The following is a 21,737-nucleotide window of genomic DNA, read 5'->3' on the forward strand; positions in this document are numbered from 1 at the left end:
TCTTCCAGCACTACGCGCTGTTTCGCCATATGACGGTCGCCGACAATATCGGCTTCGGACTCAAGGTCCGGCACGGGCCGTCACGCCCGTCGGCGAAGGAAATTCGCCGCCGCGCCTCGGAACTCCTCAACCTCGTTCAGCTTTCCGGTCTGGAAAAACGCTATCCGGCACAGCTTTCGGGCGGCCAGCGCCAGCGCGTGGCGCTGGCCCGCGCCATGGCGATCGAACCGGCCGTGCTTTTGCTCGACGAGCCGTTCGGCGCGCTCGATGCGCAGGTGCGCCGCGAACTGCGCCGCTGGCTGCGCGACATCCACGACGCCACCGGCCACACCACGGTCTTCGTCACCCATGACCAGGAAGAGGCGCTGGAGCTTGCCGACCGCGTCGTAGTGATGAGCCAGGGCCGCATCGAGCAGGTCGGCACCGCCGACGAAATCTACGACACTCCGAACTCGCCCTTCGTCTACGGCTTCATCGGCGAATCGAGTTCGCTTCCGGTCAAGGTCGAGGACGGCCAGGTCTGGATCGCCGACCGGCCGATCGGGCTTTCCGCGCCGCACGCACCGCAAGGCGAAGCGACGCTGTTCTTTCGCCCGCACGACGTCGATCTGGTGGAAGAATGCAACGGCTACATCGCCGGCACGGTCGCCGCCAGCCGCCGCGTCGCCGGCACCAGGCGGGTCGAGCTCGAAATCGGCGGCGAACGTCAGCGGGTCGAGATCGAATTGCCCGTCGATCATCCGGCGGCGCAGAAAAGTCGCGTGGCTTTTAGGCCGCGGCGCTGGAAGCTTTTTCCGGCTGCTTGATCCTCTATCAGGCGCTACAACAGCCAGTTCTCGACCTTCAGGCCTTTGATCCGGTTGAACTCCCCGGTGTTGGCGGTCACCAGGGTAGTTCCAAGCGCACGGGCGTGGGCAGCAATAAAAAGGTCATTTTGGCCGATGGTCTGGCCCCTGCCTTCCAGTTCTGCGCGAATCGCGCCGTACTCGGCATCCACCGGCACATCGAGCGGCAAGACGGGAATCTCAGCCAGCAATTCCTCGACCTTCTTGTGCAACTTGGCTGATCTTTTCTTGACGTAGCCATATCGCAGTTCCGACGCGACCACGATGCTGGTACACACGGCGGCGTCTCCCACGCGCAGGACAGCGCTTGCGGCTTTCCCGGCCGGATTTCGGATCATGTCGCTGACAATGATCGTATCCAGCATGAACCGCATCAAAAAAATTCCTCTGATTTGACAGGCATATCCTCGACTTCGGGAAAGTCTTCCTCGGCACCGGGCGGCGCCTCTTTCGCCCATTGCGCGAGCAGCGCCGTGAGGCCAGGTTTGCGGACCGGCTCGATGATCAGGCGGTCGCCTTCACGGCTGATCAAGACCCTTTCGCCGGGAAGTTCGAACTCGACAGGAATGCGTACCGCCTGGCTGCGATTGTTACGAAACAGCTTCGCCTCTTTCGGCGGGGTTGTTGAATGGCGGCGTTGGGGCATGGCGATGGCTCCTTGTATATACCGCTTGTATATGCCAGGCAGCGCCGCGATGCATTCGTCTTGCCACCGCGTTAGCCGGCCGGGAATCTTCGTGCACGCGAACCACGCCGGCACCCCTTCCAAGCTGCGCGGAAGACCCTTCTTGAAAGAAAAAACTAGAAATCGCCCACAACGGGACTACTTTTTCTCGCGATAATGTCGAGGGGCCGCTCTGCGTGCCTCGTCGCGCAAGATGCCTTGCCGCTATGGTCCGGCAATAAGCGTACCGCATTGGAGCCCTGTTTCATGAAGCGATTTTTGCTTGGCGTCGCCACATTGGCCGGCCTCTTCCTCGCATCCTCCCAAGCCTGGTCGGCCGACAGATTGCTGAACGCCTCTTACGATGTCGGCCGCGAACTGTTTGCGCAGGTCAACAAAGCGTTCGTCGCCGGGCACCCCAGTGTGACCATCGATCAGTCGCATGCCGGAACTTCGGCGCAGGCGCGTGCCATCGCCGAAGGCCTCGGCGCCGACGTCGTCACCTTCAACCAGGTCATCGACATCGACTTCCTAGTCAAGAAGGGCCTCATCTCCGCCGACTGGCAGAAGGACTTTCCCGACAACGCCTCGCCTTTCTATTCGCTGCCCTCCTTCCTGGTGCGCGCCGGCAATCCGAAGCACATCAAGGATTGGAGCGATCTCGTGCGCGACGACGTGCAGGTGATCTTCCCCAATCCGAAAACCTCGGGCAATGCGCGCTACACCTATCTTGCGGCCACCGCCTACGCCAAGGAAGCCTTCAAGGACGACGACGCCAAGGTGAAGGAGTTCGTCACCAAGCTGTTCAACAACGTGCCGGTTTTCGACAGCGGCGGGCGCGCCGCGACCACCACTTTCGTGCAGCGCGAAATCGGCGACGTACTCATCACCTTCGAGTCGGAAACGCGCGGCGTCCGCAAGGAGTATGGCGAGGACAAGTTCGAGCAGGTAACGCCTTCGGTCAGCCTGTTGGCGGAATTTCCGGTGGCGATCGTCGACACCGTTGCAGACGAGCATGGCACGCGCGATCTCGCCAAGACCTATCTCGACTTCCTCTATACGCCGGAGGGCCAGGACATCGCCGCCCGCAACGGCCTGCGGGCCCGGGACGCGGCGGTCGCCGCCAAATACAAGGCTGAGTTTCCCGACGTCCGCCTGCTGACGGTGGAGGACGTCTTCGGCGGCTGGGCCAAGGTCCAGGCCGAGCACTTTGCAGCGGGCGGCCTGCTCGACCAGACTTATGGCAGCCGCTGAGGCGATCTTCCAACTTTGACAGAAGCCGGCTTTGCCGGCTTCTTTGCTTTCGCGCCGCGAACGGTGATTTCTGGCACTTTCCGGGCGCATTCCGTCCAAAACGTTACAAAGAATCAACGCGTTTGTGCCTACCGTGAGAACGGACGGCTTGTTTTCGCGAACGGCTTCGCGTGATCAAACCGTCATGATTTGCACACAAACAGCCGCCAGACGCGGGTGGTTGGGGCTTCATGGGTTGACTCGGGGCATGCTTACCAAAAAAGGCAAATACGGCCTCAAGGCCCTCGTGCATCTGTCGGGCCTGCCGGTCGGCCAGCTCGCATTCGTCAACGACATTGCGGTCGCCAATAACATCCCCAAGAAATTCCTGGATGCCATCCTGGGCGAGTTGCGTAACGCCGGCTTCGTCCAGAGCCGCAAGGGCAAGGAAGGCGGTTACCGCCTTGCCCGGCCGGCTTCCGAGATCAAGATCGGCCATGTCGTGCGTGTCCTCGACGGGCCGCTGGCGCCGATCCCCTGCGCCAGCCGCACGCAATACCAGCGCTGCGAGGATTGCGACGAGGCGATCTGCCAGGTTCGGCACATGATGCTGGAGGTCCGGCAGGCGATCGCCGAGGTGCTGGACAACCGCAGCCTCGCGGCCATGCGCGACGCCGACAATGACGATTTCCCAGTCGAACTGACGTCGCAAATCTAGCGCGCGAGCAGGCTCAAGGCAGTCGCGACGGTGTCGGCGACCGGACGCGTGCCATCCAAGGTTATCGCCGCCTCGTCCGCCGCTGGCGCCTCGAGCGTGGCGAACTGGCTGTCGACCAGGCTTGCCGGCATGAAATGACCCTTGCGATTGCCGACGCGCTGTTTTGCTGTTGCCGGGTCGATCTCCAGGTAAACGAAAACGATATCCGGGCAAAAGCCGCGCAGGCGATCGCGGTAGCTGCGCTTCAGCGCCGAGCAGGCGGCGACCACACCTTGCCCGCTTGCGACCGACGCGGCCATCCGCAGGCCGATCGCGTCGAGCCAGCCCTCGCGCAGCGCGTCGGTGAGCGGCTGGCCGCTCGCCATGCGCGCGACGTTTTCGGGCGGATGCAGCCTGTCGCCTTCGATAAAGAGGGCGCCCAATGCCGCTGCAAGCGCTTCGCCGACGACCGACTTGCCGCAGCCGGCAACGCCCATCACCACGATGGCGGGTATCGTTCGAACAGTGCCCGCCCTCACGTCGTTCCCGGTCATGCAGGTCAGCGGCTTGCCGGCGCGCGGCCATAGAGCAGCAGCATGGCGACGATGACGACGCCGTAGATGATCTGCCGTCCCGCCTCCGGCATCTGCATGACAGAGAGAATGGACTGCAAGAGGGTGATCAGGATTACCCCGGCGACGGTGCCGAGATAGGAGCCGCGCCCGCCGAGGATCGAGGTGCCGCCGAGCACCACCGCGGCGATCGACGGCAGCAGATAGGCATCGCCCATCGACTGTGCCGCCTTGGAGGCATAGCCGGCCAACAGCACGCCGCCGAAGGCGGAGAGCCCGCCCGAAACCGCAAAGGCGATCATCACCACGCGCCTTGTATCGATGCCGGAAAGATAGGCGGCACGCTCGCGGTTGCCGATGCCGTAAACGGTGCGGCCGAAGCCGGTGCGGGTCAGCACGAACACCATTGCGGCGCCGATGAGCGCCCAGATGAGGACGGCGTTGGGCACGGCAGGAACGGCAAAGCCGGTCGCCAGATAGCGCATCGCACCGGTCGCCGAATCCTGCGGCGAGAAACCGCCCGTGTAGACCACCATCAGCCCCTGCGCGACGGCGTTGGTGGCAAGCGTGATGATCATCGAGGGAATGCGCAGATAGGCGACGCCGATGCCGTTGACGATGCCGATCAGAACACCGCAGAAGATGCCGAACGGAATGGCAAGCGCCACGCCGACGGTACCGTATGCGGCCGCGGCGCAGGCCATCATGGCGCCGGCAGCCACCGACCAGGGCACCGACAGGTCGATCTGGCCGAGCAGGATGACCAGCATCATGCCGGTCGCAATGACGCCGAGAAACGACGCCACCTTGAGCTGCTGCAAAAGGTATTCAGGCGACAGGAAGCTGCGCGAATAGAGGCTGCCGAGGAACAGCAGCAGCACGATACAGGCGAACGCCGTCAGCACCGCCGGGTCGGCGCGGCGGAGGAATTTCGGCATGCGGCCGGCGAGACCACTCACAGTCGTTTCGCTCACAGGAACCACTCCAGCCGGTTGCGGACCCGAAACAGGGCGAACGCGCCGAGGCTGACCGCGATCAGCAGAATGACGCCCTGGAACAGGGGCTGCCAGAGCGGATCGAAATCGAAGACGAACAGCAGGTCGCCGATGGTGCGGAAGGCAAGCGCGCCGAAGATCGCGCCGATGGCGCTGCCCTTGCCGCCGAACAGCGACACGCCGCCGAGCACGACCGCGGCAATCGAAAACAGCGTATAGGCGTTGCCGCTGGCATAGGCCGCATCACCGGTATAGGTGAAGAACGTCAGGAACAGCCCGCCGATCGCGGCAAGCAGCCCGGCAAGTGCATAGGCGGCGAACTTTCCACGCCGGATCGGCACGCCGGACATGTAGGCCGCCATCTCCGAGGAGCCGGCTGCATAAGCGGCGCGGCCGAGCACCGACCGGCTGAACGGCACCCAGACGACAAGCACGACCGCCAGCAGCGTCACCAGACTCGCCGGCACAATACCAAACAGGCGCCCGGTCAGCGCATCGGCGAGCCCTTCATTGACCGAGCCGCCGGGAAACGGCCGAAGCAGCAGCGCGATGCCGAAATAGACCGCGCCGGTGGCGATGGTGGCGACGATCGGCTGCAGGCGTCCATAGATGACGATCGCACCGTTGATTGCCCCGCACAGCAGCCCGGTGCCGAGCACAGCGAGGACGCCGAAGGCGGTCTCGATGCCGGTGCCGACGACCAGCCACGAGGCCAGGCAGTTGGTCAGCGTGAAGATCATACCGACCGAAAGGTCGATGCCGGCGGTGATCACCACCAGCGTTTGCGCCATGGCGACGAAGGCGAGCAGCACGCCCTTGTTCGAGGCCGTTTGTACGACGTTGGCGGTGAAGCCCGCCGGATGGTTCGAGGTGTAGATGACGAACATGACAACGAAGATGCCGAACGCCAGCAGCGTTCCGCGCTGTTCGGCAAGCCAGTAGCGCCAATCCTTCACGCGTCCGCTCCTTGCCTTGGCATCTCTTCGCGAATGTTGAGCGCGCTGGCGATCAGCGCCCGCTCGGTGATTTCGGCGCCAACCAGTTCGCGCTTGACCGCGCCGTCATAGAGCACCAGCACGCGGTCGCAGCAGCCGATCAGCTCGTCATAGTCGGTCGAATAAAACAGGATCGCCGCGCCCTGGTCGGCAAGCTTGCGCATCAACTGGTAAAGCTCCTGCTTGGTGCCGACATCGATGCCGCGCGTCGGATCGTTGAGCAGGATGATGCGCGGCTGCCGCATCAGCCATTTGGCGATGACCACCTTCTGCTGGTTGCCGCCGGACAGCGCGCCGACCGGAATGTCGAGGCCGGCGGTCTTGATCGCCAGGAGACCGACCATATCGTCGATCAGCCGCTGCTCGGCGGCGCGATCGATGATGCCGGCCCTGGACAGCCGATCGAGGGCGGCAAAGGAGAGGTTTTCGCGCACCGTCATCGGCAGCATCAACCCTTCCGTCTTGCGGTCCTCCGGGATCAACGCCATGCCGATCCGGTCATCGCGCGCGGCGGCCGGACTGGCGATCGCCACCGGCCTGCCGTCGATCAGTATCTGGCCCGACAGGCCGCGCAGTACACCGAAGAAGGCGAGCAGCAATTCGCGCTGGCCCTGGCCGTCGAGGCCGCCAAGCCCGACCACCTCGCCCGCCCCGACCGACAGCGAGACATCGTGCAGCCGATCCGTCCATGACAGGCTGCGCGCCTCGAGAGCCGGCGTTGCCGCAGCAGCCGCCCGCGCGGGCTTGGGCGGAAAGATGTGGCTGTATTCGCGCCCGATCATCAGCTCGACAACTTCATTGTCGCTCTTGGTGCCGGCCGCGTAGCTGGCGACATTGCGGCCATTGCGGAACACAGTGCACTGATCGGCCAGCTCGGCGATCTCATTCATGCGGTGAGAGATATAGAGCAGCGCCAGCCCTTCCGAACGCAGCCGCTTCAACACGGCGAAAACTCTGGCGACGTCAGCCGCGGTCAGCGCCGAGGTCGCCTCGTCGAGGATCAGGATGCGCGGCTTGCGCGCCAGTGCCTTGGCGATCTCGACCATCTGCCTTCTTGAAAGAGGAAGATCCTTGACCAGCGCCAGCGGATGGATATCGGAAGCGCCGGCGCGAGCCAGGGCTTCTTCGGCGATGCGGCGCTGCGCCTTGCGGTCGATCATGCCGAAACGCTTCGGCGGATCGGAAATGACGATGTTGTCGGCAACGCTGAGTTCGGGGACGAGCGACAGCTCCTGGAAGATGCAGACGATGCCGGCCTGGTTGGCGGCGGCCGGCGAAGCGAAGGTAACTTCGCTTCCGTCCAGCATCATGCGGCCCTCGTCGGGCGCAACGACCCCCGCCATGACCTTGATCAGCGTCGATTTGCCGGCGCCGTTCTCGCCGAGAATGGCGTGGATGCTGCCTGGAGTGACCGACAGTTCGGCCTTCTCCAGCGCCCGCACGCCGCCATAGCGCTTGGATATGCCTTCCATGCGGAAGAGCGGAACCGCACCGTCCATCGGCCCTCCCCAGGCGCTTGGCAATCAGGATGTCGAGCGCCGACGCCGCGGGATTCCCGCGGCGTCGGGCTGTCGGAGTTTACTGGTTTTCCTTGCTCTGGCCCATGATTTCCTGCGCCGTGAAATTGATGCCGCAGGTCGGGAAGGAATTGCCGACGAAGAAATTGTCGGACTGATCGGGGAAGAAATCCTGGCCTGCCTTGAAGTTCGGATCCTCGACGATCGCCAGCGGCAGCTTGACCGCTTGCGGCACGACCTGGCCTTCAAGTGCTGCAATCGCCGTCTTGATGGCAACCGCGACCTGAGCCGGGCCGGTGCCGGCCGACGAGCATTTCAGGCCGTCAGCGGCGAACTTGGCGCAGAATTTGCGGAAGCCGTTCTCCGTCTCGCCGCCGAACGGCACGAACGGATGCTTGGCATCGATCATCGCCTGCACGATGCCGGTATCGCCGCCCTGTCCGGTAATGCCGTCGAAGGGGCCGTTGGTGGCAATGGCATCGGCCGTAGCCTTTTGCGCAACGCCGTCATCCCATTTGCCGACGACCTCGGTGACATCCCATTTCTTGCCGGAAGCGTCGAGAACCTCGTGGATGCCGTTATGGCGATCGGTGTCGACGGACGTGCCGGCGACGCCGCGCACTTCCAGCACCTTGCCGCCGTTCGGCACGTGCTTGACCAGCCAGTTGGCCCACAATTCGCCAAGGCCTTTCTGGTCGACATTGACGTTGATGGCATCCTTGGTGTCGAGGATGTTGTCGAAGGCGACCAGCACCACGCCGGCTTCCTTGGCCCGCTTGATGACAGGACCGAATGCGGTCGGGTTCTGGGCGTTGACGACAATCGCGTCATAGCCGGAATCGATGAAATTGTTGATCGCCGAAATCTGGGCCGGCACGTCTTCGCCGGTCGAGACCACCTTGAATTCCTTGAGCTTGGCCGCGACGTCCGGCTGCGCTGCATAGGCCTTTGCCGTCTGCACCATCTGGATGCGCCAAGTGTTGGCGATATAGCCGTTGGCCAGAGCGATGCGGTACGGGCCGTCTTTCTTGGGGAACTTGAAGAACTGCGTATCGGCCGACCAGGGCGCGAAGCAGTCAGGCTCGGCCGATGGCCCCTTGACGATTTCAGGATCGGCGATCGCCGACGAGCTCAGCATGACGAAAGCAGTGGCGGCAACGATACCGCCAACGAGTGACTTGATCATCGATATTCCTCCCAGTTGCAGTTTTGTTTGTTGTTACGCCGATGAATTTGCGCGTTTCCGGCCCGGCACCTCCCGCCGTACCCGTCGCGCGTTCAGGTGGCCGAATGCCGACCCGATCCCCTCCTTTGCTGCCCGGCTAGTCCCACAAAAACTATCATATTATACATAATAAACAAGCATGAGCTGTCGCTTATGTATAATAAACAGCCTCCCATCGTCGGGGCGAAGTATCGCCCGGCGATAACTGGTAGCGCTACCATGACGTAGTGTAAAGCGCCATTGCGTCGAAGCTCGCTTCAGCGCGCCGTGCTCTCACGTCGCTTGAGTTCGAAGCCAAGGTCGACGACCCGCTGCTCTGGCCTGTTGCCTTCGATCGCCGCAAGCGCCATGGCGACCGCCCGCCGGCCGATCTCGTAGCGGTAGGTCCGAACGCTGGTGACCGACGGAAAGGCCACCTCCATCATGTCGAGATCGTTGAAGCCAACGATACCGATCGTCTTCGGCACGGCGATCGAAGCGCGGTGGCATTCGAACAGCACGCCAAGGGCGATATCGTCATTGTTACAGAACACCCCATCGAGGCTCGGCACCTTGGCCAGCGCGTCGCGGAACAATTCGCGGCCGAGGGTGACGCTGGAGGGCACCGGCGTCGTGGTGGTGAGCCTCGGATCGAACAGGCCGGCCGCCTCCATCGCCGCGCGATAGCCGGCAAGCCGCCGCTGCGAACGCGGATCCATGCGCGCACCGATGAAGCCGATCCGGCGATAGCCTGCCTCGATCAGATGTTCCGCAGCCGCCTTGCCGCCCTCGAAATGCGAGAAGCCGACCATCATGTCGACCGGATCGGGCCCGGTCTCCATCACCTGCACCACCGGACAGCCTGCCGTTTCCAGCAGTTTTCGCGACGCCGGCGTCTGGTCGATGCCGGCCACGATCAGCGCCGCTGGGCGTTGCGGGCCAAACACCTGCAGCAGCCGCTCTTCCTCGAGGCCGGAATAGTGGGTGTTGCCGAGCTGAATCCGGAAAGGGCCGTCCGACAGGCTGTCGTAGATGCCGCGCACCACTTCGGCAAAGACGTTGTTGGTAAGCGACGGCACCAGAACGCCAAAGACCTCGGCGCGCGCCGAAGCCAGCGCCCGCGCATTCGGGTCGGGCACATAGCCGAGCTCGTTCACGGCCGACTCGATCTGGCGGCGCAGATCTTCCGAGACACGCCCCGGCTCACGCAGGGCGCGCGATACGGTAATGGCGCCGACGCCGGCCTTGCGGGCGACATCGGCGATGGTCGGGCGGCCGCCGCCGCGGCGCGAGCGCGGCTTGATCACCGTACTCGTCCGGACGCCGGGCAACCGCCCACACGCGACCGTGAAACGATGTTCAGCGTTTTTGAAACTGCTGCCATGCCAAACTGGCCCGTTGCCACACCTTGTCTGGCGTCGCGCAGCCTTCGGCTGTTGTCAAGCGACGGCCGGAGAGACTGTATCCGTACCGCTGTGCTTCAGGCCGCCACAGCAGCGCTGCGCCGGGCCTTCCACAGCAGCAGCAGCATGGCCAAAATATTCAGCAGGTTCCAGGCAATGCCGTTGAGGAACGCGGCGGCATAAGAACCGGTCAGATCGTAGATCCAGCCCGACATCCAGCCGCCGATCGCCATGCCGAAAATGGTCGCCATCATGACGATGCCGACGCGCTGGCCAGCCTCCTTGGCTGGCATATATTCGCGCACGATGATCGCATAACAGGGCACGATGCCGCCTTGCGACAGGCCGAAGACCAGCGAGACGACATAAAGCGAGGCAAGCCCGTCGAACGGGATATAGAACAACAGCGACAGGCATTGCAGCACCGAGCCGATCAGCAGGGTTTTCACGCCGCCGATGCGATCGGCAAGGAAACCCGAGCCAAGCCGGCTGACGACGCCCGCCGCCAGCATGATCGACAGCATATCGGCGCCATGCGCCACGCCGTAGCCGAGATCCATGCAATAGGCGACGATATGGACTTGCGGCATCGACATCGCCACGCAGCAGCCGAGCCCGGCCACGATGAGCAGCGCCTGCAAGGCCGCCGGCGACAGGGAGATCGGCTGGACCACGCGGCTGCCCGGCGATCCCGGAGCCGCCTGGGGCGGTGCGCCGCGCCGGAGCAGCAGGATCAAGGGCACCATGGTGACCAGGCAGACGACGCCGATCGCGGCATAGGTGAAGCGCCAGCCTTCGGTCTGCATGACATAGGGCATCGCCGTCGGCCAGATCGCTCCGGCGAGATAGTTGCCGGACGCGGCAGCCGTCACCGCGACGCCGCGGCGACGGTTAAACCAATGCGAGATATCGGCGATCAAAGGGCCGAAGATCGCCGACGAGCCGACGCCGATCAACAGGCCCTGGACGAGGGTGAACTGCAGGATCGAACTGGTCAACGACGCCAGCAGGAAGCCGGCGCCAAGTGTAATCGCGGCAATCAGCGCCGGGATCCAATACCCCATGCGGTCGATGGCGCGGCCGAACAGCACATTGCCGGCGGCAAAGCCGACCATGGTCGCGGTGTAGGGCATCGAGGCAGCGGCGCGATCGACGCCGAATTCTGCCTGCACGGCAGGCAGCACCACCACCACCGCCCACATGCCGACCCCGCCGATCGTTGCCAGCAGCATCGAGATGCCCAGCCGTATCCAGGCATAGGCACTGTCGATGCCGGAACTTTCTGCCTGGCTTGAGACGATTGGGGTCAAGAGCTTTTCCTGTCCGCAGTTCTTGAATCGGCGGTTCTGACCACTATCGGCGCATTCGCATCGCCGAGCAGCGCCACGACAGGCAAATCCGTGGCTCCAGGGATTCGGGCCGAAGTGGAACAGGGGTGCGCCATAAGGCGTTTTCCGGCAACGACCTAGTGGAAGGAGTTTGCCATGACCGCGCAACGGAAATGGTCCGCCGACGTCACCGAGCACAGTGACGCGCTGGACCTCGAGGAACATATCTTCGAATCCCACGATCCAAGGAAAATCGCCGCCTCGTTGAAGCGATCGGCCGAGCACAGCGACCGACGCAAGGCAGGGCCGTTTCAATCCGCCATGTCGATGCTGAATTTCTACATCAACCGCGCCGGCAAGAACCTGCCGGCGGCGCAGAAGGAAGTGCTGGAGGACGCAAAGGATGAACTGCGCGTCCTTTTTGGCCGCCCAAAGGAAGACTAGAATCGGTCACCATTAATTGGTTCTGCCAAATTCGGCTGAACTGGACCTAGTGACAGGGCCTCTTTGTCGCCAGTCTGCAGGCTCGGCTTGTCTTCCCAAGCCCGCAAAAGCCTGGCGTCATGACGGTCAAGATCGGCATCAATCCCATCACCTGGAGCAATGACGACGTTCCGGCGCTTGGCGGGGATACGTCCTTGGAGACTTGCCTGTCGGAAACGGCGCTGGCCGGCTACCGCGGCACCGAACTCGGCGGCAAATTTCCGCGCCAGGCTGAAGTGCTTGGGCCGCTCCTGTCTTCCTATGGCCTGGAACTCGTTTCCGGCTGGTATGATGGCCGCATTCTCGACCGCACGGTCGACGAGGAATTCGCGGCGATCACCCCACATCTTCAGCTGTTGCGCGACCTTGGCGCCAGGATCGTCGTCTACGCCGACACCTCGCGCGGTCGCCATGACGGCATTTTCGCACCGATCTCCGAGCGTCCGCGCCTCGCCGACAGGGACTGGCCGTCCTATGGCAAGAAACTGACCGCCCTCGCCGACCGCATGGCTGCATTCGGGGTCGGCATGGCCTTCCACCACCACATGGGCACCATCGTCGAGACGGACGATGAAGTCGACAGGCTGATGGCGGCGACGGGCCGAAGCGTCGGCCTTTTGTTCGATACCGGCCACTGCCTGTTTTCGGGCGGCGACCCGCAATCGCTGCTGCAACGGCATCTCGACCGTATCGTGCATTTCCATTGCAAGGACGTTCGCAGGGCGGTGCTGGAACGGGCACGCCGCGAGGACATGAGCTTCATGGCGGCGGTAATGGACGGCATTTTTACCGTGCCCGGCGACGGCTCGGTCGATTTCCTGTCATTGCTGAAACCCCTCGCTGCGCGCGGCTATGAAGGCTGGCTCGTTGTCGAAGCCGAGCAGGATCCGGCCAAGGCGCATCCGCTGACCTATGCCAGCAAAGGCTATTTCTCGCTGCTCGCCACCGCCCGCGAGGCCGGCTTCGAAGTGGCGACTCGGAAGGCAGGCTGACCGGCCCGCATTGCGAGCCGGAGGAACATAATGGGCGCGCGCCTCGATGGGGTTAGCGACGCGAAAGCGCCCGGCGATCCGCGCCGCCTTGCTCCCTGCGCGGCGCGGATCGCAGAATCCCGGCTCTGGATTAAAACCCCGACTTTCAAGCTTGAGGCCGGCCGGAAGCCGTGCCTTGATGCAACCGAGGAGGAGCGACATGGCTTTCGAAGCTGCGCTTGGCATGGAACGGCTTTGCACCATCCGGGAGATTGCCGAGAAGGCGGAACTTGGCGCCGCCACCGTGCATCGCGCGCTGAAGAACAGCCGCGAGATCCGCCCCGAAACCAGGCGACTGGTGCTCGACACTGTCTGCCGGCTCAACGAGGAAAAGATCGCCCGCGCCGCCCGGTCCGTCGGGGGATAGTGCCGTGGCCGACCACATGCGCCTTTCCCTCGACATCATGTCGGTCGACCGCGCTTCGGAAGAACCGATGCATCGTCAGATCTACGGCGCCTTGCGACGCTTCATCCTTGACGGCCAAATCCCGCAGAACACGCTGCTGCCGTCGACGCGCTCGCTGGCCGAAGATCTGAAGGTCGGGCGCAACACGGTCATCGCCGCCTATGACCAGCTCCTTGCCGAAGGTTTTATCGAGGCGCGTGCCGGATCGGGCACCTGGGTGGCGCCGATCCAGCAGAACCGCCCCTTGGCATCCCTGCGCGCCGGACTGGCAGCGCCGCAAAAGCTGTCGCGGCGTGGCCAGACCATCGTCAACGGCCCGCAGCCGCCACGCAATGCCGGCGTCATCAATTTCCATCCCGGCGTGCCTGAAACGGCATCGTTTCCGTTCACCATCTGGTCAAGCCTTCTGGTGCGCAATGCACGCAGCCGCGACGAGAGCCTGCTTGGTTATCTCTCCTTTGCCGGCCACCCCGGCCTGCGTCAGGCCATTGCCTCGACCATCGGCCTGTCGCGCGGCATCAGCTGCACCGCCGACCAGGTGATCATCGTCACCGGTGCGCAGGCAGCGCTCGATCTGGTCTCGCGCGTGCTGATGGACGAAGGCGACCATGTCTGGATGGAGGAGCCCGGCTATCTCGGCGCCAAGAGCGCCTTTCTCGCCAGCGGTGCCAGGCTGGCACCGTTGAAGGTCGACCGGCGCGGCTGGCATCTTGCCGATCCGGAGCTGCCGCCGCCGCGGCTGATCTATGTGACGCCATCCTGCCAATGGCCGTTCGGCACAATCATGCGCATCGAGGAGCGGTTGCAGCTGCTCGACATCGCCGAACGCAACGGCGCCTGGATCGTCGAGGATGACTATGACGGCGAATACCGGTTCCGCGGCCGGCCGGTGCCGGCGCTACGCGGGCTCGATCATGCCGACCGCGTCGTCTATATCGGCAGCTTCGGCAAGACGCTGATTCCGGCGCTGCGCATCGGCTATCTGATCGTGCCGCGCGAATTGTCGGTTCCGTTCGACCGGGCGGTGAGCATCACCGGCCAGTTCGCGCCACTGATCCTGCAGGCAACGGTCAACGACTTCATCACGCAGGGCTATTTCGCCACGCACCTCAAGCGCATGCGCCGGCTCTATGCGCGCCGGCAGGCGAACTTCGTCAAGCTGTGCCAGGAGCATCTGGCCGAATGGCTGACCGTCACGGAAAACGATTCAGGCATGCAACTGCTGGCCAGCTTCGTCAGGCCCTATAAGGACAGCGACGTGGTCGCCGCCGCCGTCAAGGAGGGGCTCGACGTTCAGGGCATCTCCATCAACTACCACTCTACTGAACCCGAGCACGGCCTGCTGCTCGGCTACGCGGCAATGGACGAACGTCAGATCTTGCGCGCCGTTCTGGCGCTGCGCGCCGCGTTCCTAAGATTGGATAGAAGCTAGAGCCAGGCTCTCCATCTCGTTCACCGCGGGGTTGAGTCAATCGCCCGCAGTGATTAGGAATATGGGGCATCGGTCCTTGTTTTTCGGCGTTCGCGCAAAGCGCGCTTCCCAAGGCCGAACCTCCCCGAAAACCAGAAGCATGCCTACCGCCGGTATAGGCGGGCAACGCATTCATCTGAACCATGAGGATTGCCATGAGAACCGCATCCTGTGCCTGTGGGCAACTGAGGATCTCCTGTAACGGAGAGCCGCAGCTGGTCGCACAGTGCCACTGCCTCGACTGCCAGAAACGAACCGGCAGCACATACGGCGTCGCCGCCTTCTTTGCGCGCGACAAGGTAGAAGCCGAAGGCGACGCCAGTACCTACAGGCGATCGGCTCGGAGCGGCCATCACGTCACTTTCCATTTCTGCCCGGGCTGCGGCTCGAGCGTCTTCTGGGAGCCCGAGCGAAAGCCTGAATGGATCGCCGTCGCGGTCGGCTGCTTCGCCGATCCGGCCTTTCCGACGCCAGCGCACGTCGCCTGGGAAGAACGGCGTCACCCCTGGGTTTCCGGTTAGCGACTCCAACCCGCCAGGGCAGCGCTTTATCTTACTGGTTGATCTCGGGTTCAACGAGCTTCGCCAGATTTCGCAGCGACTCCTGCCAGCCGAGATAGCAGGCCTCAACCGGGATGGCGTCTGGAATACCTGTCTGCGTGATATTCACTTCGGTGCCGACCGACACTTTCTTCAATGTCACGGTCACCTCGATCTCGCCGGCCAGGTTGGGGTCGTCGAACCGGTCGATGTAACGCAGTTGCTCATTGGGCACGAGCTCGACATATTCGCCGCCGAACGAGTGGCTGTCGCCGGTGGTGAAGTTGCGGAAGGACATTTTGAACGTACCGCCGACTTTCGCCTCGAAGTGATGAACCGTGCAGGTGAAGCCGTTCGGCGGAAGCCATTTCGCAAGTGCATCCGCTTCGAGGAACGCGCGGTAGACTTTCTCCGGGCTGGTTGTCAGAACGCGGTGCAGCCGTACGGTGCCGGGCATATCGTTAATCCTCCGTGTTGGTGATCGATGCCCCCTAGGACGAGCGGAGCCCGGCCTATCCGACACGGGCCTGCGGATTTTTTGGCGACCGGTTATGCCGGCCGGAATCCTCGGCCGGCCACCGGACAAGGAACTCGACCGCAGGGTAGCAAACCGCGCCGAATCTGGTCTAGTTCACACTGTCGAACTTCTGCAGATCAACCGGTGCCGCCTTGCGCAATTCGATATCATCGAGCGAAGCATTCTCCAGCGCCACCCGCGCCGCCGCGTCGATGTTGTGGATCATGTCCTGAATGTCGGTATCGCTGTGCGCCGGGTTCATGGCGACCATCACGGTGCGGTTGAGGATGTCGAGAGAGTGCTTGCCGAGGTCGTCGGAATAATCCAGCCGCAGGCCCTGGTTCTCGGGCAGTGTGTAAGGATTGAGCGCCGGATGATGCGCGCCTTCATGCATCAGCACCTGGTCCCACTGGGTGAAATTGTGACGGCCGGTCTTGCCGGCAACGACGCTCGGAATGATCTTCGAAAAAGTCTGCGCCGCCTGCTCGCTCGGCAGCAGGTACATCACCTGTGCGGCGCAATCGTCGTCCGCGCTGTTCATCGGCGACGGCGTCAGCCCAAGATTGCTAAGGTGGCGGGTACCGGCCAGCACCGTCTTCTTCTCGGCTCGCATCGCCTCGATGATGCCGTCCAGCCGGTCGAGCTGGACGTTGAGCATCGCCCCCATCAGTTCGGAAGCACGCGCGCCGATGCCGGCGAAGGGTTTGATGCTGTCGCTTCTGCCCTGCCAGTAGAAATGGCAAGGGTCGATGGCGCAGCGCGCCCGCTCCGCCACTTTCGGGTCGCTGGTGGCGATGCCGCCGCCCTCACCCGAGGTCATATTCTTGAAATAGTTGAAGGAATAGGCGCCGGCATGGCCGATCGAACCGAGCTTGCGGCCCTCATAGCCGCCGCCGATGCCTTGGCAGACATCCTCCAGCACCAGCAAGCCGCGCTTGGCAGCAATGTCCATGATCGCATTCATGTTGCAGGCCGCGCCCCACATATGCACCGGGATGACCGCCCTGGTGCGCGGCCCGATGGCATCGCGCAAGGCGATGGGATCGATGGTCAGGCTCTCGTCGATGTCGACGATGACTGGAATGGCCCCTACCGACAGCACCGCGGTCGCGGTCGCCATATAGGTGTGCGCCGGCACCAGCACTTCGTCCCCCGGGCCGATGCCGAGGCCGATCAGGCCGGCGGCGAGCCCATAGGTGCCGCTGGCGGCCAGCGCGAAATGCTCGACGCCAAGATGCTGCGCATAGCGGGCCTCGAAGCGGTCGCATTCGCTGTCCTTGCCGTAACGAAACAGCGCGCCCGAGCGGATCACCCTGGCAATGGCTTCGATTTCCTCTTCGCCGGCGGTGTACATGACAGGCCTCCAGTCACTTGACAGTGTGGGTCACTTGATAATGTGGTCGCTTGATGGTGTGGACAGCTGTAGGCTTGTCGGCACAGTTTGAAAGAACCACTCCGCCGCTATTCGACCAAGCCATCTGCGCCCGGAAGACGGTTCCTATGACTGGTTTTGAACCGTGATTGGGGAAATCGGTAGCTAAGTGTCTCAGCCGGCAGGCAAATCGTACCCATCCGAATTCGCCAAAGTGGCCCTGTCGGAAACCCAGCTTTCGGCGTTCCATTCCGGCCAGTTGGGCAAACGGTTGGTTCCATGAAATACGGGACACACTTTGGAAGACCCTCGAAACCGGCGCGCCGGCGGGAAGGCGGCCGTTCGTGAACGCCGCCGGCTCCAGCAAACGGATCGTGCTCCACGAGGACGATGTCGGCATGTGCCACGGCGCCAACAGCGCCTTCCTCGGATTGAGCGGGCTGGGCGTCTGCAGTTCCGGCGCGGTGATGGTGCCATGCCCGTGGTTCCTCGAAATGGCCGAAAGCGCCGCCGCCAATCCTGGCCTCGACCTTGGCGTCCACCTGACGCTGAACAGCGAGAAGCAGCACTACAAATGGCGGCCCTTGACCGCGCCGTCGCGGGCGGCCGGCTTGACCGACGAGTTCGGCTTCTTCTGGCCGGATGTGGCGACCACGCGCCGCAAGGCGGTGCCGCAGGCGGTCGAGGCCGAGCTTCGCGCCCAGGTCGACACCGCCTATCGCGCCGGCATCGACGTCACCCATCTCGACGCGCATATGGGCGCGGCATTGTCGCCGGAATTTTGCGACATCTACATCAAGCTCGGGCTCGAATATCAGCTGCCCGTGCTGCTGACCAAGACCCTGTCCGCCTATTCCCCCAACGACAATCTGGTCGGCGTCACCGAGGAGGCGTTCCAGCGCGGCGTGGCGCTGGCCCGTGCCGGCGGCTTTGCCATTTTCGACGCCGCCATCCAGACGACCTGGGGCCGGCCGCGTTCCAGGCCGATCGAGCCGGCTTACAAAGCGCTCATCGAGGGCGTGCGCGAGGGCCTGACCTTCTTTTGCCTGCATTGCAACGCGCCCGGTGAACTCGAGCTGATCGAGCCGCGCTCCGCCTATATCCGCACCGAAGAGTACGAGCTGTTCCGCGACCAGGGCTTTCGCGACTGGCTCGCCGCACAGCCGATCGACGTCATCGGCATGAAGCCGTTGCGCGAGGAGCTTCGCGCCGCACTCTCGGCCGGGCGATTATCAACGACAGTCCGCGGCAACAACGCGGGCGAACAGCGATTGGCGTCGGCAAAGGCCCGCAAAGCGGCCACCCGATCCGCGACGTGAGCCGATCGTCGCGGCCGGAAAACGGCGCCAGAGGGATTGGAACTGCAACGACAAATGGGAGAATAAGATGAAAACTCTTCTGAAAGTGGCATTGGGCGCCTTCGTTTCGGCGGGCCTGATGACAGGCATTGCGTATGCTGCGGGGCTCAAGGATCCGAAGGACGTGCGCATCACCTTCGTGGTGCATGGGTCGGCGTCCGATCCCTATTGGTCGGTGGTCAAGCGCGGCGTCGACGACGCGGCCGCCCTTACCGGCGCCAAGGTCGAATATTACGCGCCGCAGGTCTTCGACGTGGTCGAGCAGGCCCGGCTTCTCGACGCCGCCATCGCCACCAAGCCGGACGGTATCGCCGTCTCCATCGCCGACGCCAATGCGCTCGGCAAATCGGTCAAATCCGGGCTTGCCGCCAATATTCCCATGGTGGTTCTGGATTCCGGCGAAAAGGAAGGCGCCGAGCTCGGCACTACGCTCTATGTCGGCACCGTTTCCGAATATGATTCCGGCAAGAAGGCCGGCGAGCGGCTGGCCAAGGAAGGCACGCTCAAGGTCGTCTGCATCAACCACGAGGTCGGCAATGTCAGCCTCGACCAGCGCTGCCAGGGCCTCAATGACGGGCTGAAGCCCTCCGGCGGCGGCACCGAGGTTCTGGCCGTGGCGCCCGATCCCGCAGACATCCAGCGCCGCACGGAAGCCTATCTGTCGGCGCATCCCGACACGCAGGCCGTCTTTGCGCTCGGCGCCACCGCCGCCAACCCGCTGATCCCGATGTTCCGCGACAAGGAACTGTTCGGCAAGCTCAAGCTCTACACATTCGACATCAGCCCGGAGGTTCTCGACTCTGTCGTCGCCGGCGAAATGGGCTTCGGCATGGACGCCCAGCAATATCTGATGGGCTATCTGCCGGTGATCTATCTGGTCGAGCAGGCAACGCACGGCTTCTGGCCGCAGAACAACGCCTATACCGGACCGCTGTTCATAGACTCACCGGAAAAAGCCAAGGCGATCCTGGCGCTCGCCAAAGAGGGCATCCGCTAGGCAAGCGCTCCGACGGAACGGGAGAATGCGCCAAGCGCTCTCCCGATCCGTTCGAAGATTGCGAATTGAGCGATTGGAGAGCCTAATGGCGGTCGTGGAAGACAAGGCGATACCTCCGGGCGAACTGAAGGCGACCGACCGCTTCGGCATGACGTCGAAGCGGGCCGCCGGCGCCGACGAGCGGCTGGCCAGCACCGGCAAGCTGACCCAGTGGCTGCGCCGGCCGGAAGCCGGTGCCGCCGGTGGGCTGCTTGCGACGATCATCATCTTTGCGCTGCTGCCGGGCGCGGCAAACCTCTATTCGCTGCAGGGATCGATGACATTCCTGACGCTGTCGGCGGAGCTCGGCATCGTCGCCACCGCGGCAGCACTCCTCATCATCGCCGGCGAGTTCGATCTTTCGGTCGGCTCCATGGTCGGCTTTGCCGGTGTCGTCATCGGGCTGACGGTGAAGTACTGGGGCCTGCCGCTATGGGGTGGCATCGCCTGTGCCTTCGCCGTTGCCATCCTCACCGGCTATCTCAACGGCCTGATCGTGGTGAAGACGCGCCTGCCCTCCTTCATCGTCACGCTCGCCACGCTCTATATCCTGCGCGGACTGTCGATCGGCATCACCCGCGCCGTCACCGGCCGCACCCAGATCCCCTACATACTCGAAGGCGCACCGGACCCGGCGACGGCCGGCATTTTCAACGGCCATCTGCTCACCAGCCTGTTCCGCTGGATGGGCGCGCAAGGCTGGATCGCCACCCGCAGCGACGGCATTCCCTTCGTCGCCGGCATTCCGATGTCGATCGTCTGGTGGCTCGGCCTGACGGCGCTGGCCGGCTACGTGCTCACCCAGACGAAATACGGCAACTGGATCTTCGCCACCGGCGGCGACCTGATCGCAGCCCGCAACGTCGGCGTGCCGGTCGATCGCGTAAAGATCAGCCTGTTCGTCTACACCGCTTGCGCGGCGACACTGCTTGCCACCATCCAGGTGATGGAGGCGGGCTCCGCCGACACCACGCGCGGCCTGCTCAAGGAATTCGAGGCGATCATCGCCGCCGTCATCGGCGGCGTGCTGCTCACAGGCGGTTACGGCACCGTCTATGGCGTGCTGTTCGGCGCGCTGATCTTCGGGCTGGTGCAGATGGGTATCTTCTACACCGGCATCGACACCGACTGGTTCAAGGTCTTCCTCGGCATCGTCATCCTGATGGCCGTGCTGGTCAACAACTACATCAGGCTGAAGGCGCTCGGCCGCGGAGGTGGCAAATGACCGAACCGGCCCAAATGACCGAACCGGCAATGGAACTGCGCGGCGTCAGCGTCAATTTCGGCTCGGTGCGCGCCCTCCAGGACATCGACATCAAGGTCTATCCGGGCGAGGTCCACTGCCTGCTCGGCGATAACGGCGCCGGCAAGTCGACGCTGATCAAGGTTTTGTCCGGCGTCTATCGGCCGAGCAAGGGCGAAATCCTGGTCGACGGCAAGCCGGTCACCTTCCGCAGCCCGCGCGACGCGCAGGAGCTCGGCGTGGCAACGGTGTTCCAGGACCTCGGCATGATCTCGCTGATGTCGATCACCCGTAACTTCTTCCTCGGCCGCGAGCCGACCAAAAGCAGCCTGCCCTTCTCGCGCATCGACAAAGAGCGCGCCAACACCATCGCCAGGCAGGCGATGGCCGATATCGGCATCGACGTGCGCGATCCGACGCAGGCCGTCGGCACGCTGTCGGGCGGCGAGCGCCAGTCGGTGGCGATCGCCCGCGCCGTGCATTTTGGCGCGCGCGTGCTGATCCTCGACGAGCCGACCTCGGCACTCGGCGTCCACCAGGCGGCGATGGTGCTGAAATTCATCATCGAAGCGCGCATGCGGGGCCTGGCCGTCATCTTCATCAGCCACAACATCCACCATGCCTATCCGGTCGGCGACACCTTCACGCTGCTCAACCGCGGCCGCAATCGCGGCACCTACGCCAAGTCCGAGATCTCACGCGACGAGGTCATCTCGATCATGTCGGGCGGCGAGGATCTGAAGGCGGTCGAGGCGGAGATTGCCGGCCTGCTCGCCCAGATCGGCAACCGGCCGCCTGCGGCGCCTTGAGCTGACAATCGGACATTGC

Annotated in this window: 23 protein-coding genes; 12 read left to right on the forward strand and 11 right to left on the reverse strand. The window is 63.7% G+C overall.

Translation table 11 applies throughout. The features are described 5' to 3' along the window. Positions 1–806, forward strand: an 806-nt coding sequence (locus tag NKI29_RS30675) for a sulfate/molybdate ABC transporter ATP-binding protein (protein ID WP_352798371.1), incomplete at its 5' end; no start/stop codon positions are given. A 14-nt stretch (positions 807–820) separates the two neighbouring features. On the opposite strand, the gene NKI29_RS30680 is transcribed toward NKI29_RS30675, so the two are convergent. Continuing rightward, a complete protein-coding gene (locus tag NKI29_RS30680; protein ID WP_502896741.1) occupies positions 821–1,219 on the reverse strand; it encodes a type II toxin-antitoxin system VapC family toxin in 399 nt (132 codons plus the stop codon). Then, positions 1,219–1,491 (reverse strand): antitoxin, encoded by a 273-nt coding sequence (locus NKI29_RS30685; RefSeq protein ID WP_352571771.1) that lies wholly within the window; start codon positions 1,489–1,491, stop codon positions 1,219–1,221. Before NKI29_RS30685 ends, NKI29_RS30680 begins: the two co-directional genes overlap by 1 nt. A gap of 285 nt (positions 1,492–1,776) precedes the next feature. Here NKI29_RS30685 and NKI29_RS30690 point away from each other — a divergent pair, with 285 nt between their 5' ends. Next, positions 1,777–2,763: a sulfate ABC transporter substrate-binding protein gene (locus tag NKI29_RS30690; RefSeq protein WP_352571770.1), complete on the forward strand. Its 987-nt coding sequence runs from the start codon at positions 1,777–1,779 to the stop codon at positions 2,761–2,763. A 247-nt stretch (positions 2,764–3,010) separates the two neighbouring features. Beyond that, positions 3,011–3,460: an RrF2 family transcriptional regulator gene (locus tag NKI29_RS30695; RefSeq protein WP_352571769.1), complete on the forward strand. Its 450-nt coding sequence runs from the start codon at positions 3,011–3,013 to the stop codon at positions 3,458–3,460. Here the strand turns inward: NKI29_RS30695 and NKI29_RS30700 are convergent. The 7 genes from NKI29_RS30700 to NKI29_RS30730 form a co-directional block, all read right to left on the reverse strand. Further along, on the reverse strand, positions 3,457–3,936 hold the full coding sequence (locus NKI29_RS30700) for a gluconokinase (RefSeq protein ID WP_352571768.1): 480 nt from the start codon (positions 3,934–3,936) through the stop codon (positions 3,457–3,459). The two genes, NKI29_RS30695 and NKI29_RS30700, sit on opposite strands and share 4 nt — an antisense overlap. 62 nt (positions 3,937–3,998) lie before the next feature. Continuing rightward, a complete protein-coding gene (locus tag NKI29_RS30705; protein ID WP_352456242.1) occupies positions 3,999–4,985 on the reverse strand; it encodes an ABC transporter permease in 987 nt (328 codons plus the stop codon). Then, the gene (locus NKI29_RS30710) at positions 4,982–5,962 is read right to left on the reverse strand and encodes an ABC transporter permease (protein WP_352571767.1); all 981 of its coding nucleotides are present in this window, start codon (positions 5,960–5,962) and stop codon (positions 4,982–4,984) included. The genes NKI29_RS30705 and NKI29_RS30710 overlap by 4 nt, the downstream gene beginning before the upstream one ends. After that, positions 5,959–7,500 (reverse strand): sugar ABC transporter ATP-binding protein, encoded by a 1,542-nt coding sequence (locus NKI29_RS30715; protein WP_352571766.1) that lies wholly within the window; start codon positions 7,498–7,500, stop codon positions 5,959–5,961. Before NKI29_RS30715 ends, NKI29_RS30710 begins: the two co-directional genes overlap by 4 nt. Positions 7,501–7,579: 79 nt before the next feature. Beyond that, positions 7,580–8,704, reverse strand: coding sequence for a sugar ABC transporter substrate-binding protein (locus NKI29_RS30720; RefSeq protein ID WP_352571765.1), 1,125 nt, complete (start codon positions 8,702–8,704; stop codon positions 7,580–7,582). Between the two features lie 296 nt (positions 8,705–9,000). Next, on the reverse strand, positions 9,001–10,029 hold the full coding sequence (gntR, locus tag NKI29_RS30725) for an HTH-type transcriptional regulator GntR (RefSeq protein WP_352571764.1): 1,029 nt from the start codon (positions 10,027–10,029) through the stop codon (positions 9,001–9,003). Between the two features lie 173 nt (positions 10,030–10,202). Continuing rightward, positions 10,203–11,357 (reverse strand): MFS transporter, encoded by a 1,155-nt coding sequence (locus tag NKI29_RS30730; protein ID WP_502896742.1) that lies wholly within the window; start codon positions 11,355–11,357, stop codon positions 10,203–10,205. A 252-nt stretch (positions 11,358–11,609) separates the two neighbouring features. Here NKI29_RS30730 and NKI29_RS30735 point away from each other — a divergent pair, with 252 nt between their 5' ends. The 5 genes from NKI29_RS30735 (at position 11,610) to NKI29_RS30755 (ending at position 15,365) form a co-directional block, all read left to right on the forward strand. Next, positions 11,610–11,897, forward strand: a complete 288-nt coding sequence (locus NKI29_RS30735) for a DUF3175 domain-containing protein (RefSeq protein WP_352505533.1) — start codon at positions 11,610–11,612, stop codon at positions 11,895–11,897. Positions 11,898–12,016: 119 nt separating this feature from the next. Then, positions 12,017–12,928: a myo-inosose-2 dehydratase gene (gene iolE / locus NKI29_RS30740; RefSeq protein WP_352505532.1), complete on the forward strand. Its 912-nt coding sequence runs from the start codon at positions 12,017–12,019 to the stop codon at positions 12,926–12,928. Between the two features lie 199 nt (positions 12,929–13,127). Beyond that, positions 13,128–13,334, forward strand: coding sequence for a LacI family DNA-binding transcriptional regulator (locus NKI29_RS30745; protein ID WP_023675823.1), 207 nt, complete (start codon positions 13,128–13,130; stop codon positions 13,332–13,334). Positions 13,335–13,338: 4 nt separating this feature from the next. Next, entirely contained in the window at positions 13,339–14,805 is a 1,467-nt protein-coding gene (gene mocR / locus NKI29_RS30750; RefSeq protein ID WP_245274662.1) for a rhizopine catabolism transcriptional regulator MocR, read from the forward strand. Between the two features lie 194 nt (positions 14,806–14,999). Then, the gene (locus tag NKI29_RS30755) at positions 15,000–15,365 is read left to right on the forward strand and encodes a GFA family protein (protein ID WP_352571762.1); all 366 of its coding nucleotides are present in this window, start codon (positions 15,000–15,002) and stop codon (positions 15,363–15,365) included. Between the two features lie 31 nt (positions 15,366–15,396). On the opposite strand, the gene NKI29_RS30760 is transcribed toward NKI29_RS30755, so the two are convergent. Continuing rightward, a complete protein-coding gene (locus tag NKI29_RS30760; protein WP_352571761.1) occupies positions 15,397–15,840 on the reverse strand; it encodes an SRPBCC family protein in 444 nt (147 codons plus the stop codon). Positions 15,841–16,009: 169 nt separating this feature from the next. Then, positions 16,010–17,254 (reverse strand): DegT/DnrJ/EryC1/StrS family aminotransferase, encoded by a 1,245-nt coding sequence (locus NKI29_RS30765; RefSeq protein WP_352571760.1) that lies wholly within the window; start codon positions 17,252–17,254, stop codon positions 16,010–16,012. 362 nt (positions 17,255–17,616) lie between these two features. Here NKI29_RS30765 and NKI29_RS30770 point away from each other — a divergent pair, with 362 nt between their 5' ends. From NKI29_RS30770 to NKI29_RS30785, 4 genes are all read left to right on the forward strand, one after another. Then, positions 17,617–18,591, forward strand: coding sequence for a polysaccharide deacetylase family protein (locus tag NKI29_RS30770; protein ID WP_352571759.1), 975 nt, complete (start codon positions 17,617–17,619; stop codon positions 18,589–18,591). A 67-nt stretch (positions 18,592–18,658) separates the two neighbouring features. Beyond that, positions 18,659–19,627, forward strand: coding sequence for a rhizopine catabolism ABC transporter substrate-binding protein (locus NKI29_RS30775; RefSeq protein ID WP_352571758.1), 969 nt, complete (start codon positions 18,659–18,661; stop codon positions 19,625–19,627). Between the two features lie 148 nt (positions 19,628–19,775). Beyond that, positions 19,776–20,891: an ABC transporter permease gene (locus tag NKI29_RS30780; RefSeq protein ID WP_023675816.1), complete on the forward strand. Its 1,116-nt coding sequence runs from the start codon at positions 19,776–19,778 to the stop codon at positions 20,889–20,891. A 14-nt stretch (positions 20,892–20,905) separates the two neighbouring features. Next, positions 20,906–21,718: an ATP-binding cassette domain-containing protein gene (locus tag NKI29_RS30785; RefSeq protein WP_023675815.1), complete on the forward strand. Its 813-nt coding sequence runs from the start codon at positions 20,906–20,908 to the stop codon at positions 21,716–21,718. The last annotated feature ends 19 nt before the right edge of the window (positions 21,719–21,737 follow it).

It is taken from the genome of Mesorhizobium sp. M0678, from assembly GCF_040320505.1.
Lineage (GTDB): Bacteria > Pseudomonadota > Alphaproteobacteria > Rhizobiales > Rhizobiaceae > Mesorhizobium.